The organism is Methylobacterium sp. 22177, from assembly GCF_052045615.1.
Classification (GTDB): Bacteria; Pseudomonadota; Alphaproteobacteria; order Rhizobiales; family Beijerinckiaceae; genus Methylobacterium; species Methylobacterium radiotolerans.
This window is the reverse complement of sequence record NZ_JBQEPK010000024.1, coordinates 59,987-75,608: the sequence shown is the minus strand read 5'-3', so window position 1 is coordinate 75,608 and position 15,622 is coordinate 59,987. Positions and strand designations below refer to the sequence as shown.

Genomic DNA, 15,622 nt, shown 5'->3' with positions numbered 1-15,622 from the left:
GTTAGGCCGTCCGGCCGGCAAGGCCGTCGGCGATGCGGTTCCGATCCTCTGTCCGAGCGTCCTCGCGCACCAGCGGTCCGAGCGCGAGCAGCGCGGCGAACAGCAGGGCGATCTCGATGTGGTAGACGATGAGGTAGCCGATGGCCGGCTCGTTCATGCCCTCGCCCAGCACCCCCGACTGGGCGATGGCGCCGCCCACGTCGCGCACGAGGCCGCTCGCCGCGATCGAGAGGCCGGCCGCGGTCGCCTGCACGGCGCCCCAGGCGCCGAGCGCGAGCCCGGTATCCTCGGGGCCGGCCCGGTTCATCGAGGCGGTGAGCGTGCCGTGGGCGAACAGGCCGCCGCCCAGTCCGATCAGGCTCACGCCCGCGGCGAACAGGTCGGCCGAGGCGAGCGGGGCAGCGAAGACCACCGCCGAGAAGGCGAGGATCCCGATCCCGACGCCGACCGCGGAGACGCGGAACGGGTCGCCCCCGCGGCCGAGCCAGCGCGCCGCGACCAGCAGGCCGAGCCCGCCACCGGCGGCCAGCAAGGCGGTCAGCGCCGTGGTGGCCGCCACCGAGAGGTGCAGGATCTGGCCGCCGTAGGGTTCGAGCAGGATGTCCTGCATGGAGAAGCCCGCCGTGCCGAGCCCGATCGCCACGAGGCGGCGCCGGGCGGTGCCCTGCCCCGCATAGGCCCGCCAGGAGGACCGGAAGTCCCGCTGCGGCGCCGTCCGCGTCCGGTTCGGATCGCGCGGCTCCTGCTTCCACAGGGCGAACCCGTTGAGGATGATGGTGACGAGGGCCGCGCCCTGGATCACCTGGATCAGCCGGACGGGCGAGAAATGGGCCAGGAACAGGCCGAACAGCACCGCGCTCGCCATCATGCCGAACAGCAGGGCCGCGCAGAGCAGCGCCACCACCTTCGGCCTCGCATGGGCGGGGGCGAGGTCGGTGGCGAGGGCGAGCCCCACGGTCTGGGTCGTGTGCAGGCCCGCGCCGACCAGCAGGAAGGCGAGCGCCGCCGCGAGGTCGCCGACCCAGAGCGGCCCGGTCGTGTCGCCCGACAGGATGAGCAGGGCGAACGGCATGATCGCGAGGCCGCCGAACTGGAGCAGCGTGCCGAACCAGATGTAGGGCACGCGCCGCCAGCCCAGCACCGAGCGGTGCGTGTCCGAGCGGAAGCCGACCAGCGCCCGCAAGGGGGCGAAGACCAGCGGCAGCGCCAGCATCATCGCGACGATCCAGGCCGGGACGCCGAGCTCGACGATCATCACCCGGTTCAGGGTGCCGATCAGCAGCACCGCGGCCATGCCGACGGTGACCTGGAACAGGGCGAGGCGGAGCAGCCGCCCGAGCGGCAGCTCGGCGGTGGCGGCGTCCGCGAAGGGCAGCACCGCCGGGCCGAGGCGCATCAGGGCGGCGGTGAGCTTGCGGGTGGGGGTCATGGCCGCATCCCGGATTGCACCGGGCCCCCGCCCCGATCCGCGCGGGGCGGCAGGGTGCGCGTCAGCGCCACCGCGTTCGACAGGTAGAACCCGCTGTTGATCCGGTGGCTCTGCGCCCAGGCGAAGGCGTCCAGGGCGCTCTCCGAGGCGATCCGCCGCCGCAATCCACCCTCGGTCACCGGCACGATGGAAGGCGAGCGGTCGCCGCGCGGGAAGAATTTTCCGGCCGCGTGCATCAGCGTCAGCAGGGCCGTGCGCGGCGCCACGGTGAACAGCACCGACCCGTCCGTGCGCGCACCCAGGACCGCCAGCGCCCGGGCGATGTCGGCGGCGCGGTAGTGGATCAGCGAATCCATCGCCACCACGTGATCGAACCGCCCGAGCCCGGGATCGAGCATGTCGCCCACCCGGAAATCGATGCGCCCCGCGCCGGCGATCGCCGGCAGCCGCTCCTGCGCCAGCCCGATCAGCGTCGGCGAGACGTCGATCGCCACCACCTCGGCGCCGCGCCGCGCCGCCTCGACGCTGAGCGCCCCGGTGCCGCAGCCGGCATCGAGCAAACGCAGGCCGGTCATATCGGCCGGGAGCCAGGAGAGCAGCGTCGCCCGCATGGCGTCGCGCCCGGCCCGCACCGTGGCGCGGATCCGGCTCACGGGCGCGTCCGAGGTCAGGCGCGACCACGCCTCGACCGCGGTGCGGTCGAAGTAGGTGGTCAGCTCGCCCCGGCGGGCGTCGTAGCTGGCGCTGGCCATCAGTCGAATCCCAGAAACTCGAACAGGTCGCGGTCCTTCATGGGCTGCGCCTCGCAGGGCTCGGCGCCGGCCCAGAGCGTCTCGGCGAGCCGCATATACTCGGCGGTCACGGCGTCGAGCTCCGGCGAGGACTCCATCTCGAACAGGGTCGACTTCTTGAGCCGCGAGCGGCGGACCACGTCGAGGTCGGGGAAATGCGCCAGCCGCTTCAGGCCGACCGCGTCGTTGAACCGGTCGATCTCGTCGGTCTTGGCCGAGCGGTTGGCGATGACGCCGCCGAGTCGCACGCCGTAATTCTTGGACTTGGCGTGGATCGCCGCGACGATCCGGTTCATGGCGAAGATCGAGTCGAAGTCGTTGGCGGTGACGATCAGCGCCCGGTCGGCGTGCTGGAGCGGCGAGGCGAAGCCGCCGCAGACCACGTCGCCCAGCACGTCGAACACGACGACATCGGTGTCTTCGAGGAGGTGGTGCTCCTTGAGGAGCTTCACCGTCTGGCCGACCACGTAGCCGCCGCAGCCGGTGCCGGCGGGCGGGCCGCCGGCCTCGACGCACATCACCCCGTTGTAGCCCTCGACCACGAAATCCTCGACGCGCAGCTCCTCCGAGTGGAAGTTCACCGCCTCAAGCGCGTCGATCACCGTGGGGGCGAGGCGCTTGGTCAGCGTGAAGGTCGAGTCGTGCTTCGGGTCGCAGCCGATCTGCAGCACCCTTTTGCCGAGCTTCGAGAACGCCACCGACAGGTTCGACGAGGTGGTCGACTTGCCGATCCCGCCCTTGCCGTAGACCGCGAAGACCTTGGCGGTCTCGATTCTGAGATCGGGATCGAGGGCGACCTGAAGGCTCCCCTCCTCCTTTCGCGCCACGACGGGGTTGCGGATCGCGATGTTCATGCGGCCACTCCTGCGGTGACGCCTTCCAGGCGGTCCTCCAGCTCCTCCTCGGCCCGGTCGAGGGCGTCGCGCATCGCTGCGTCGGGGGTCCAGAAGCCGCGGCGGTGCGCCTCGATCAGCCTCTGGGCGACCTTGGCGGAGGCGGTGGGGTTCAAGGCGGCCATGCGCTCGCGCATGGCGGGGTCGAGGACGTAGGTCTCGGTGATCCGCTCGTAGATCCAGGGCTGGACCGCGTTGGCGGTGGCCGACCAGCCGACCGTGTTGGTGAGATGCGTCTCGATCTGCCGGACGCCCTCGTAGCCGTGGCCGAGCAGGCCCTCGTACCATTTCGGGTTGAGCATCCGGGTGCGCGTCTCCAGCGCCACCTGCTCCTCCAGGGAGCGGACGCGCCCCTCCCCGCGGGTCTGGTCGCTGATGTAGATCGGCACCGACTCGCCCTTGGCCCGGGCCACCGCCCGGCCCATGCCGCCGAGCCCGTCGAAGTAGTGGTCGACCGAGGTGACGCCGACCTCGACCGAGTCGAGGTTCTGGTAGGCCATGTCGACGGAGGCGAGCACCGCCTGCATCAGCGCCCGCTGCGGCGCCGGGCGGCCGGTGCGGCCGTAGGCGAAACTCTTGCGGCGCGCGAAGGTCTCGCAGAGCTCGGCCTCGTCGTCCCAGTTGCCCGAGTCGACCAAGTGATTGACGTTGGCTCCGTAGGCGCCCTCGGCGTTGGAGAAGACCCGGAGCGCCGCCGTCTCCAGATCGCAGCCCTGCTCGGCCTGGATCGCGAGGGCGTGCTTGCGGACGTAGTTCTGTTCGAGGGGCTCGTCGGCGGTGGCGGCGAGGAAAGACGCTTCCGCCAGGAGTTTGGTCTGCAGCGGTAGCAGGTCTCGAAAGATGCCCGAGAGGGTCACCACCGCGTCGATCCGCGGGCGGCCGAGGGTCTCCAGCGGGATCAGCTCGGCGCCGCTCAGGCGCCCGTAGCCGTCGAAGCGGGGCGCGGCGCCGATCAGCGCCAGAGCCTGGGCGATCGGGCCGCCCTCACTCTTGAGGTTGTCGGTGCCCCACAGGACCAGGGCGACGCTCTCCGGGCAGGGTTTTCCGTCCGCGGCGAAGCGTTCGAGGATGCGGGCCACCTGCCGGGCACCGTCCGCCACCGCGAAGGCCGAGGGCAGGCGGTACGGATCGAAGCCGTGGAGGTTGCGGCCTGTCGGCAGCACGGCCGGGTTGCGCAGCAGGTCGCCGCCGGCCACCGGCGGCACGAAGCGGCCGTCCAGCGCCCGCAGCAGCGCCGGAACCTCGTGGTCGCGCGACAGCAGCCGGTCGGTCTCCGCCAGACTTGCGAACGCCGCCCGGGTCACGTCGTCGGCGGGCAGGCCGGAAGCCGTCAGCGCCGCCTCGACCCCCTGCCCCGTGACGAGGGCCTCGATCCCGGCCCGCTCCGGCCGCACGCCGTGCGCCGACTGGGCGAGCGCCAGGAGCAGATCGACCCGCTCCTCTTCCGGCGTGCCCGCGCCGACCACGTGCAGGCCGTGCGGGATCAGGGTCTGCTCCAGCTCCTGCAGCGCGGTCCAGAGGCCGGAGACCCGAGCCTCCAGATCGCCGGTCCAGGTCGGCTCGGCGGCGACGAGATCGACCGCCGCGCCCTGGTCCTGGATCAGGCGCGCCAGCGTCTCGCGCTCGCCGCCCGCCTCGGGGCCGAGGCCGCGCCAGCGCTCGATCGAGCTCTTCAGGTCGAGCAGCCCGCGATAGAGTCCGGCCGCCGCGAGGCTCGGGGTCAGGTAGCTCACCAGCGTCGCCGCCGAGCGCCGCTTGGCGAGCGTCCCCTCGGACGGGTTGTTGGCCGCGTAGAGGTAGACGTTGGGCAGCGCCCCGATCAGCCGCTCCGGCCAGCAGGATTCGGACAGGCCGGTCTGCTTGCCGGGCATGAACTCGAGCGCCCCGTGGGTGCCGAAATGCAGCACGGCGTCGGCGCTGAAGTCCTCGCGCAGGTAGCGGTAGAAGGCGCTGAACGCGTGGGTCGGTGCGAAGCCGCGCTCGAACAGCAGCCGCATCGGGTCGCCCTCGTAGCCGAAGGCGGGCTGGACCCCGACGAAGACGTTGCCGAACTGCGCGCCCAGCACGAAGATGTCGGCGCCGTTGGTCTGGTGGCGGCCCGGCGCCGGGCCCCACTGGGCCTCGATCTCCGCGAGGTAGGGCTCGCGGCGCAGGTGGTCCTCGGCCGGAATGCGGGCGTGGACGTTGGCCTGGGTGCCGTAGCGCTTGGCATTGCCGTCGAGGATTTTTTCGCGCAGGGCGTCTACGCTCTCCGGCACTTCGACCGTGTAGCCGTCCGCCGCCAGGCCCTTCAGCGTGTTGAGCAGCGAGGCGTAGACCGACAGGAACGCCGCCGTGCCGGTGGCGCCGGCATTGGGCGGGAAGTTGAACAGCACCGCGGCGAGCTTCCGCTCGGCCTTCGCGGTCCGGCGGAGCGATACCAGTCGCGCGACCCGCTCGGCGAGCCGGGCCGCGCGCTCGGGATGGACCCGCATGTCCCTTGCGTTGTCGGCGCCGGAATTCGCGGAGCGGCCGCCGAACACCATCGGGGTGGTGGCGCCGTCGAGTTCGGGGATCGCGACCATCATGGTCGCCTCGACCGGCGACAGGCCGCGGTCACCCGCCTCCCACTGTTCCAGGGTCTGAAATTCCAGCGCCTGGGCGGCGAGGTAGGGCACGTCGAGCCGGGCCAGCATCGCCTCGGCGGCGGCGGCGTCGTTGTAGGCGGGGCCGCCGACCAGCGAGAAGCCGGTGAGCGAGACCAGCGCGTCGATGCTGGCGCGCCCGTCCTCCAAGAAGAAGGACTCTACCGCCGGGCGGTTGTCGAGGCCGCTGGCGAAGGCCGGCACCACGTCGAGGCCCTGCGCCTCCAGGGCGGCGATGACGCCGTCGTAATGGGCGGTGTTGCCGGCGAGCACGTAGCTGCGCATCACCAGGAGCCCGACCCGGCCCTTGGCGCCCGGGAGGCGCGGCAGCCGCGACGGGTCGGCACCGATCCGACCGGTGAGGCGCGGGTGGTAGAGACCGGTCTCCGGATAATCGAGGGGTGCGGGCGCCGCCGGACCCTCGCGCCAAGCGGCGCGCTCGCCGGCCGCGTAGCGGTGCACGAGGAAGCGCACCAGGGCGGCGACGTTCTCGTCCGAGCCCGCCAGCCAGTATTGCAGGGTCAGGAAATAGGCGCGCACGTCCTGGGCCGAACCCGGGATGAAGCGCAGGATCTTCGGCAGCTTGCGCACCAGGGCCATCTGCCGGCCGGCATTGCCCTGCTGGCCCGGCTTGCCCCGCAGCTTCTTCAGGAAGTCGAGGGCGCTGCGCTTGGTGCCGCTCATGTCGAAGCGGCCGAGCTTCGTGGTCTTCACCACCTCGCCGGCCGAGAGGCAGCCGACCATCGCGTCGCAGGCCGCGCGCCGGGCCGCCAGCGCCGGCAGGATCGCCCGCACCTGCTCGTCCATGAACAGCATGGCCGAGAGCACGATGTCGGCCTGCGCGATGTCGGCCCGGCAGGCCGCCAGCGTCGCGGGATCGTTGTCCCACTCGGCGGCCGCGTGGAAGCCCAGCACCAGCCCGGGCATCTCGGACCGGAGGCGCAGGCGCGCCCGCTCCACCGCGCTCGCCAAGTGATTGTCGAGCGTGACGATGACGACGCGGATCGGCGGCCTAGCGGCCGTAATGCGCTTTGGCATCGTAGAGGGTCTCGAGGGTGATGAGCGGCAGGTGCCGCTCCCGCGCGAAAGTCTCGGTGTTCGTGCGTGCTTTGCCCCGCACGAAGAACGGGATCTTCTTCAGCTCCTTCTCGGCCTCGGGCGACCACGCGGTCGCGGCCGGCCGCTCAAGCAGGATCGGAACGGGCGCCGGCGTCGGAGGGGTGTCAGCCGGCGCCCGTTCCGCGGCCTCGAACGCCTCGTCCGCCGGAGTCCCGAAGGACTTGCCGCCGAGATGCGAGGGGCCGACGCCGTCGTGGAATTCGGGATCCTCCCGGAACATGCCGAGGAGGTGCTCTTCGAGGCCCATCATCAGCGGATGGACCAGGGTGTCGAACAGGACGTTGGCGCCCTCGAAGCCCATCTGCGGGGCGTAGCGCGCCGGGAAGTCCTGGACGTGGACCGGCGCGGAGATCACCGCGCAGGGGATGCCGAGCCGCTTGGCGACGTGGCGCTCCATCTGGGTGCCGAGGACGAGTTCCGGCGCGGCCGCGCGGATCGCCGCCTCGACGTCGAGGTAGTCGTCGGTGACCAGCGCCTCGATACCGTGCGCGGCCGCCTCGGCGCGGACCTCGCGGGCGAACTCGCGGCCGTAGGTGCCGAGCCCGACGAGGGTGAAGCCGAGTTCCTTCGCGGCGACCCGGGCGATGCCGATGGCGTGCGTGGCGTCGCCGAACACGAAGACGCGCTTGCCCGTGAGATAGGTCGAATCGACCGAGCGGGAGTACCAGGGCAGCCGCGAGCCGGATCCGTCGAGCACCGGCGCCGGGTCGATCCCGGCGAGGCCCGCCACCTCCTCGACGAACCGGCGGGTGCCGCCGACGCCGATCGGGATGGTTTGCGTGAACGGCTGCCCGAAGGCCTTCTTCAGGTAGTCCGCAGCGGAGCGGGCCGTCTCGGGATAGAGCACGACGTTGAAGTCGGCGTCCCGGAGCCGGCCCAGATCGGCGGGCGTGGCCCCCAGCGGCGCCACGACATTCACGGCGATGCCGAGGGTATCGAGCAGCCGGCGGATCTCGATCAGGTCGTCCCGGTGGCGGAAGCCCAGCGCCGTTGGACCCAGAATGTTGCAGAGCGGGCGCCGCCCGGGCTCCCGCGCCGGGCGCGGGGCCGGAGCCCCGGCGAGCGCGCGGACCAGCCGGTAGAAGGTCTCCGACGCGCCCCAGTTCTCCTTCTTCTGGTAGGCGGGCAGCTCCAGCGGGATCACCGGGATCGGAAGGTCGAGGGCCTTGGCGAGGCCGCCCGGATCGTCCTGGATCAGCTCGGCCGTGCAGGAGGCGCCGACGATCATGGCCTGGGGCCGGAACCGTGCGTGCGCGGCGGCGACCGCCTCCTTGAACAGCTCGGCGGTGTCGCGGCCGAGATCCTGGGCACGGAAGGTCGTGTAAGTCACGGGCGGGCGGGCGTCCCGCCGCTCGATCATGGTGAACAGCAGGTCGGCGTAGGTGTCGCCCTGCGGAGCGTGCAGCACGTAATGCAGCCCGGACATCGCCGTGGCGACGCGCATCGCGCCGATGTGAGGCGGACCCTCGTAGGTCCAGAGGGTGAGCTGCATGGCGCTACACCTCCAGCAGGGCACGGCGCCGGAGCGGGCGCACGAACAGCTCGGCGAGGTCGCCGGCCTGCTCGTAGCCCTGCACCGGCGTGAACAGCAGCTCGATCGACCACTTGGTCGACAGCCCCTCCGCCTCCAGCGGGTTGGCGAGGCCGAGGCCGCAGACCGTGAGGTCCGGGCGGGCCGCCCGGCAGCGGTCCATCTGGTCGTCGAGGCTCTGGCCCTCGGTCACGCGTGTGCCCGCGGGAAGCCACTCGATCTCGGCGGCGAGATGTCCCCGGTGCAAGTAGGGCGTCCCGACCTCCACGAGCTCCGCGCCGAGTTCCCGGGCGAGGAAGCGGGCGAGCGGCACCTCCAGCTGCGAGTCGGGGAAGAAGAACACCCGCTTGCCGCCGAGCTTCTCGCGGTGGGGCGCGAGCGCGGTCTCGGCGCGGGCCCGGCCCGCGGCGGTCGCCCGGTCGAACGCCTCCCCGGAGACGCCGAACGCCTCGGCGGCGGCCCGCAGCCAGCCGGTGGTGCCCTCGGCGCCGAGCGGGAACGGGGCCGCGAGCCGGCGGGCGCCGCGTTCCTCGAGGGCGCGGGCGGTCTCGGTCAGGAAGGGCTGGGCCAGCAGGTAGCGGGTGCCGCGCCCGACCGCCGGCATGGCGCCGGCCCGGCGGGCGGGCAGGAACCGGACATCCGCGATGCCCATCGCGGCGAACATCCGCAGGAACTGGTCCTCCACCACGTCGGCCAGCGCCCCGACGATCAGGAGCGACGACGCGGTTGCCTCTGCCTCGCGGGGCAGGTCCGGCACCAGCGCCGCGAGGCAGGCATCCTCACCTTGCGTAAAGGTCGTCTCGATGCCGGAGCCCGAATAGTTCAGCACCCGCACGGGGGCGAGGCGGCCCGACAGGCGCTGCGCCGCCCGGGACAGGTCGAGCTTGATCACCTCGGACGGGCAGGAGCCCACGAGGAACAAAAGCTTGATGTCGGGCCGGCGCTCGATCAGCCGGGTCACCACCCGGTCGAGCTCCTCATTGGCGTCGGCGAGGCCGGCGAGGTCGCGCTCGTCGATGATGGCGGTGGCGAAGCGCGGCTCGGCGAAGATCATCACCCCGGCCGCCGACTGGATCAGGTGCGCGCAGGTGCGCGAGCCGACCACGAGGAAGAACGCGTCCTGGATCTTCCGGTGCAGCCAGACGATGCCGGTGAGGCCGCAGAACACGGCCCGCTGGCCGTGCTCCTGGCGCAGTTCGATGCCGCCGCAGGGCGGCGGGTGGGCCAGGGGGGCGTTCATGGCAGCGCCTCCGCGAGACGCGGTGCGCGGCTGCCGGCCCCCTCCAGGCGCGCGGCCCGGAGCTTCAGAAGGAACTGGGCCGCGTTGACCACGTAGGTCGCGTAGGCCGCCAGCGCGAGGAGCAGCAGCGCCTGCCCGCTCAGGGCGCCCGTCGCGAGGGCCGCGAGGTAAGCGGTGTGGAGGGCCAGCACCAGCATGCTGACCACGTCCTCCCAGAAGAAGGCGGGTGCGAAGAGCCACCGTCCGAACACGACCTTCTCCCAGATCGAACCGGTGACCATGATTGCGTAGAGGGCCACGGTCTTCACGACGACCGAGATCTCGGCCGCGCGCGCGCCGTCACCGGTGGCCAGGGCGCGCAGCACCAGGGCGAGACTGATCAGGAAGATCGCGAACTGGAGGGGCGCCAGAACCCCCTGGACCAGGGTCCAGGGCGAGGAATCGCGCCGGCGCCGTTCGGCGGGCGTGTAGAGCGGTCGTGCCGGCCGGTCCTCGGGACCCATGCATCCGCTCCCTGCTGGTCGGCGGCGCCAGAGGCTCCGTCGTTGACAGAGGCTAGGGCGGGGGTCCCGGAAGTGTCAAGTGCGCTTGACGCTTCTGCGGTATGACACGGGGAGGGATATTTTTTCTTCGAATAAGATCATTGCCAAGATGGCCAGGAAGCGTATCGTCAACTGAGACGGCAGAGATTGCCGCCGTTTGGCTTGTCAGATCCAGGAACTGGCGGACGCGAAGAATAGACGGGCGAGCAACGCCACACCGAGCAGGCGAGCGGATCCGCCGGCCCTTCCGGGCCGGGGTCGTCTCAGGGAGGATGCCGATGGGAAACTGGAGGCATTTCGGTGGCCGTCTTGATTACGGTCCGTCCGCGGCCGGCTGCAGCCCCGTGAGCGATGGTCTTCCCGTGTTCCGCGACACTGCCCTCGGTTGGTCCGACCTGCACAGGCCCGTCCCGGACGCGCTCGCCAAGGTCGTCGAGGCGGAGATCCTGCCCCGCCTGATGCTCGCCCACCGGCCCGCCGGCCGCGCCGTCCCGGCGGACCGGGCGCCGAGCGCGCGGGAGATCGCCGATTTCAGCGCCCTGCTCCTGGCCGCCGGCCCGGTCGACCTCGACGCCCGGGTGGACGCCCTGCGCGACGGCGGCCTGCCGCTCGCGCGCCTGCTCCTCGACCTGCTCGCCCCGGCGGCCCGGCATCTCGGCGCCCTCTGGGAGGAGGATGCCTGCGACTTCCTGGCGGTGACCGAGGCCCTCGGGCGGCTCCACGCCGTGAGCCGCCGCCTCTGCGCCGAGCTGGAGAGCGAATCGGTCCCGGCCAACGGGCGCAGCGTCCTGCTGCTGCCCTGCCCGGGCGAGACCCACGTCTTCGGCCTGTCCCTGGTCGCGAGCTTCTTCCGGGAGGCCGGCTGGGACGTGACCACCGCGGTGCCCGGGCCGGGGGTCGACCCCCTGGACCTGCTCCGGTCGGACTGGTTCGACGTGGTCGGCCTGTCGCTCTCCTGCGACGTCCTGCTGCCGGTCCTGACGGCGACGGTGGCGGAGGTGCGCCGCGACTCGCGCAACCGGGACGTCCGGGTGCTGGTCGGCGGCCCCTTCTTCGCGCGCCACGGCGGCGAGGCGGGGATCGTCGGGGCGGATGCCTGCGCGTCGGACGCGTGCCTCGCGCCCGCCGCGGCGGAAGCTTTGCTGGACAGACAGGCATTGGCCTGCTGAAAAGGCCTCAAACCGACTATCACATTGCGGTGACCGTGACCCCTCAGCCCCGCCCCTCCCCGCAGTCGCCGCCCGCGGCCCTGCAGCAGGTGGCCGGCCTCCTCCAGGGCGAGGCGGTCGGGCGCATCGTCGCGGCGTCCGCGGACCTCTCCCTGGTGATCGACGCCGACGGGGTGATTCGGGACGCCGCGGTCGGCGCCGACCTCGCGGCCGAGACCGTGGCGGGCTGGCTGGGCCGGCGCTGGATCGACACCGTCACGGTGGAGAGCCGCCCGAAGATCGACGCCCTGCTGCGGGATGCCGGGACCGAGGGCATCACCCGCTGGCGCCAGGTGAACCACCCCTCGCCCGACGGCGCCGACCTGCCGATCCGCTACGCGTCGATCCGGCCCTCGGAGGGCGGCCCGATCCTCGTGCTCGGGCGCGACATGCGGGCGGTGGCGGCCCTGCAGCGCCGGCTGGTCGAGACCCAGCAGGCCCTGGAGCGGGACTACGACCGGCTCCGCGCCGCCGAGACCCGCTACCGGCTGCTGTTCCAGATCTCCGGCGAGCCGGTGCTGGTGGTCGATGCCGGCACGCGCCGGGTGGCCGAGGCCAACCCGGCGGCGGCGCGCCTCCTCGGGCGCCCGGCCAAGCGCATCGCCGGGCAGGACGCCGTCGAGCTGTTCGACCCCGCCAGCACCCGGACCCTGGAGGCCCAGTTCGCCGCCCTGCGGGCGACCGGGCAGGCGGGCGAGATCCGGGCGGCGCTCCAGCACGGGCGCGGCGAGGTCACGGTCTCGGCCTCGCTGTTCCGGGGCGAGGGCGGCGCGAGCGCCCTGCTGCAGCTGGCCGCCGACCCGGCGGCCGCGGCGGCCGGGCCCGACCAGGAGGCGCCGACCGCCGCGGTGATCGAGGCGATGCCGGAGGGCTTCGTGGTCACCGATTCGGCGCGGCGGGTCCTGATGGCCAACGCCGCCTTCCTGGAGCTGGCGCAGCTCGCCACCGTGGGCCAGGCCCGCGGGCGCACCCTCGACCACTGGCTCGGCCGCGACGAGACCGAGGCGCAGGCGCTGTTCGCGACCCTCGTCGACCACGGCGCCGTGCGCCGCTTCGCCACCGTCGTCCGCGGCGCCTACGGCGGCATGGAGGACGTGGAGGTCGCCGCCGTGTCGGTGGCCGGGACCCGCCCCTGCTTGGGCTTCGCCATCCGGTCGGGCCCGCGGCGGATCGCCGAGGGACGTCCCGGGGTCGGTCGGGAGGTGCCCCGCTCGGTGGAGCAGATGACCGAGCTCGTGGGCCGGGTCTCGATGAAGACCCTGGTCCGCGAGACGACGGACCTGATCGAGAAGCTCTGCATCGAGGCGGCGCTGCGGATCACCCGGGACAACCGGGCCTCGGCGGCCGAGATGCTCGGCCTGAGCCGGCAGGGCCTCTACGCCAAGATGCGCCGCTACGGCGTCGGCGACCTCGACGGCCCGGTCGAGGAGGCCTGACGGCCCCCGCCCCGGGGCGCGGCCGGCCGCGGGTCCTGTCCGGTTCATCCCCGCCCGGCCTGCCGGAGCCCCGCGCGGGCGCGCCGCGTCGGCCCGGAACCCGGTGCCGGAACCGGGTGCCTGAGCCGGGCGCCGAGTGGCTCGAGGATCCCGGAATCGTGCTCGCGTCCGAGGGGCGCCGGGAGCGCCCGGGGCGCCGCCGGAGCGCCGCCGTCGCGCCGGGACCCGCCCGCGCCGGGCGGGTCCGCCGCCGCGGTTCCCAGGTGTTTCGGATAATGTATTTCTGGGCCACCGCTGTATTGATCCGACAAACGTCGCGCACACGTGGTCGCGTCGTGTAAATCTGTCTTGACACTCGGGCGGGCCCCGTTAGCCTCCCGCCATGACCGCTACGCCCGCCCCGAGCGCAGTCATCGAGCTGCTGAAGCCGCTCACGTGGTTCGCGCCGATGTGGGCCTTCGCCTGCGGGGTCATTTCCTCGGGCCAGCCGGCCAGCGGCCAGTGGCCGGTGATCGCCGCCGGCATCCTGCTGGCCGGCCCGCTGGTCTGCGCCACCAGCCAGGCCGCCAACGACTGGTTCGACCGCCACGTCGACGCGATCAACGAGCCGGACCGGCCGATCCCGTCCGGGCGGATCCCGGGCCGCTGGGGGCTCTACCTCGCCCTCGCCTGGACGGCCCTGTCGCTGGCGGTGGCCGCCGCCCTCGGGCCCTGGATCCTCGGGGCCGCCCTGTTCGGGCTCGCGCTCGCCTGGGTCTACTCGGCGCCGCCCGTGCGGCTGAAGCGGAACGGCTGGTGGGGCAACGCCGCGGTGGCGCTCTGCTACGAGGGGCTGCCCTGGTTCACCGGCGCCGCCGTCATGGCCGCCGCCCTGCCCGACCGGCGGGTGCTCCTGGTGGCGCTGCTCTACGCGGCCGGCGCCCACGGCATCATGACCCTCAACGACTTCAAGTCCGTGGAGGGCGACCGGCGGATGGGGCTGCTGTCGCTGCCGGTGCAGATGGGCTCCGCGCGCGCCGCGCGCTTCGCCTGCCTGGTCATGGCCCTGCCGCAGGTCGCGGTGATCGCGCTCCTCGCCGGCTGGGAGCGCTACTGGCACGCCGGCCTCGTGGCGGCGCTCCTCGCCGGCCAGGTCGCCCTGATGGCCCGGTTCCTCGAGAATCCCCGGGAGCGGGCGATCTGGTACAACGGCACCGGCACCACGCTCTACGTCCTCGGCATGCTGGTCGCGGCCTTCGCGCTGCGCCCGCTGGTGGGAGGCGCGTGATGGGGATCGAGTCGCGCGCGCGCCGTACGGGGGCTCTCGGTTCCTCCGCTGCGCAGCCGGTTTCAGGGCCGGGCGCGGGTCCCCTCTCCCGTGCGGGAGAGGGACAGGGTGAGGGGCGCGCTCGATCCGGAGAGTTCTCGACCCTCACCCCAACCCTCTCCCGCACGGGAGAGGGGGCGCGTCGCGGTTCTCGTGGGCGGGTGCCCGAGCAGCCTGGCGCGGCCGACGGCCTGGGCTGGCCCCAGATCGTCCGCCTCGGCCTCGTCCAGACCGCGCTGGGCAGCGTCGTCGTGCTGATGACCGCCACCCTCAACCGGGTCATGGTGGTGGAACTGGCGCTCCCCGCCTTCGTGCCGGGCCTGCTGGTCGCCCTGCACTACGCCGTGCAGGTCCTGCGCCCGCGCTGGGGCTACGGGTCCGACCGGAGCGGCCGGCGCACCCCGTGGATCGTCGGCGGCATGGCCGCCCTCTGCCTCGGCGGGTTCGGCGCCGCCTGCGGCACCGCGCTGGCGGCCGAGAACCTCGCCCTCGGGCTGGCGCTCGCCGCCCTCTCGTTCCTGTGCGTCGGCATGGGCGTCGGCGCGGCCGGGACCTCCCTCCTGGTCCTGCTGTCGGGCGGCGTCGCGCCGGCCCGGCGGGGCGCGGCCGCCACCGTCGTCTGGGTGATGATGATCGTCGGCTTCGCCGTCACGGCGCCGCTCGCCGGGCACTTCCTCGACCCGTTCTCCGGCCCGCGGCTCGTCGCGGTCTCGGGCACGGTCTCGCTCGTCGCCTTCGGCGTGGCGGCGCTCGCGCTCGCCGGCGTCGAGCGCCGCCTGCCGGTCCGGGCCCCCGAGCCCGCGGAGGCCCGCCGCCCGTTCTTCACCGTGCTGGCCCGGGTGCTGGCCGACCCCGTGGCCCGGACCTTCACGGTCTTCGTCTTCGTGTCGATGCTGGCCTACAGCGCCCAGGAGCTGATCCTGGAGCCCTATGCCGGCCTCGTCTTCGCGATGACCCCCGGCGCCACCACCAAGCTCGCCGGCCTCCAGCACGGCGGCGTGCTCGCCGGCATGCTGCTGGTGGCGGCGGTGACGCTCCTCGCCCGGGGCACCGCCCTCGCGTCCCTGCGGCTCTGGATCGGGATCGGCTGCGCCGGCTCGGCCGCCGCCCTGTTCGCCCTGGCGAGCGGCGCGGCGGCGGGATCGGACTTCCCCCTGCGCACGACGGTCTTCGCCCTCGGGGTGGCCAACGGCGCCTACGCGGTCGCCGCCATCGGCTCGATGATGGCGCTCGCCGGCCGCGGCGACGCGCGGGAGCGCGGCACCCGCATGGGCGTCTGGGGCGCCGCGCAGGGCGTCGCCTTCGGCGCCGGCGGCTTCCTCGGAGCGGTGGCGGTCGACGCCGTCCGGCTCGTCACCGCCGAACCCGTCCAGGCCTACGCGGCGGTGTTCGCCGCGGAAGGGCTGCTGTTCCTCGTCGCGGTCGTCCTGGCGGCCCGGCTCGACTCAGCCCCGGCACCGGACCCGGTGCCGCTCGATCCTGCCTTCAGCGCGAGGTGAGGCC

11 protein-coding genes are annotated in these 15,622 nt (G+C 73.1%); 4 read left to right on the top strand and 7 right to left on the bottom strand.

Features of this window, described 5'->3' with window-relative positions; all coding sequences use genetic code 11:
* Position 1: 1 nt before the first annotated feature.
* The 7 genes from ACTJK8_RS20665 to bchF are packed head-to-tail and all read right to left on the bottom strand — an operon-like array spanning position 2 to position 10,130.
* Positions 2-1,429, bottom strand: coding sequence for a BCD family MFS transporter (locus tag ACTJK8_RS20665; protein ID WP_012318824.1), 1,428 nt, complete (start codon positions 1,427-1,429; stop codon positions 2-4).
* Positions 1,426-2,181: a magnesium protoporphyrin IX methyltransferase gene (gene bchM, locus ACTJK8_RS20660; protein ID WP_012318825.1), complete on the bottom strand. Its 756-nt coding sequence runs from the start codon at positions 2,179-2,181 to the stop codon at positions 1,426-1,428. Before bchM ends, ACTJK8_RS20665 begins: the two co-directional genes overlap by 4 nt.
* Positions 2,181-3,074 (bottom strand): ferredoxin:protochlorophyllide reductase (ATP-dependent) iron-sulfur ATP-binding protein, encoded by an 894-nt coding sequence (bchL, locus tag ACTJK8_RS20655; protein ID WP_024830329.1) that lies wholly within the window; start codon positions 3,072-3,074, stop codon positions 2,181-2,183. The genes bchM and bchL overlap by 1 nt, the downstream gene beginning before the upstream one ends.
* Positions 3,071-6,775, bottom strand: a complete 3,705-nt coding sequence (locus ACTJK8_RS20650) for a magnesium chelatase subunit H (protein WP_440762437.1) — start codon at positions 6,773-6,775, stop codon at positions 3,071-3,073. Before ACTJK8_RS20650 ends, bchL begins: the two co-directional genes overlap by 4 nt.
* Complete coding sequence (bchB, locus tag ACTJK8_RS20645; RefSeq protein WP_024830327.1) at positions 6,750-8,348, bottom strand: ferredoxin:protochlorophyllide reductase (ATP-dependent) subunit B; 1,599 nt, start codon at positions 8,346-8,348, stop codon at positions 6,750-6,752. Before bchB ends, ACTJK8_RS20650 begins: the two co-directional genes overlap by 26 nt.
* 4 nt (positions 8,349-8,352) lie before the next feature.
* Entirely contained in the window at positions 8,353-9,627 is a 1,275-nt protein-coding gene (locus tag ACTJK8_RS20640) for a ferredoxin:protochlorophyllide reductase (ATP-dependent) subunit N (protein WP_053621343.1), read from the bottom strand.
* Complete coding sequence (gene bchF, locus ACTJK8_RS20635; RefSeq protein ID WP_012318830.1) at positions 9,624-10,130, bottom strand: 2-vinyl bacteriochlorophyllide hydratase; 507 nt, start codon at positions 10,128-10,130, stop codon at positions 9,624-9,626. Before bchF ends, ACTJK8_RS20640 begins: the two co-directional genes overlap by 4 nt.
* A 317-nt stretch (positions 10,131-10,447) precedes the next feature.
* Here bchF and ACTJK8_RS20630 point away from each other — a divergent pair, with 317 nt between their 5' ends.
* The 4 genes from ACTJK8_RS20630 (at position 10,448) to ACTJK8_RS20615 (ending at position 15,618) form a co-directional block, all read left to right on the top strand.
* The gene (locus tag ACTJK8_RS20630) at positions 10,448-11,338 is read left to right on the top strand and encodes a cobalamin B12-binding domain-containing protein (protein ID WP_043073611.1); all 891 of its coding nucleotides are present in this window, start codon (positions 10,448-10,450) and stop codon (positions 11,336-11,338) included.
* 29 nt (positions 11,339-11,367) lie between these two features.
* Positions 11,368-12,813: a transcriptional regulator PpsR gene (ppsR, locus tag ACTJK8_RS20625; RefSeq protein ID WP_012318832.1), complete on the top strand. Its 1,446-nt coding sequence runs from the start codon at positions 11,368-11,370 to the stop codon at positions 12,811-12,813.
* 382 nt (positions 12,814-13,195) lie between these two features.
* Positions 13,196-14,080 (top strand): chlorophyll synthase ChlG, encoded by an 885-nt coding sequence (chlG, locus tag ACTJK8_RS20620; RefSeq protein ID WP_012318833.1) that lies wholly within the window; start codon positions 13,196-13,198, stop codon positions 14,078-14,080.
* Positions 14,080-15,618, top strand: coding sequence for a BCD family MFS transporter (locus ACTJK8_RS20615; RefSeq protein WP_245297689.1), 1,539 nt, complete (start codon positions 14,080-14,082; stop codon positions 15,616-15,618). Before chlG ends, ACTJK8_RS20615 begins: the two co-directional genes overlap by 1 nt.
* Positions 15,619-15,622: the final 4 nt, after the last annotated feature.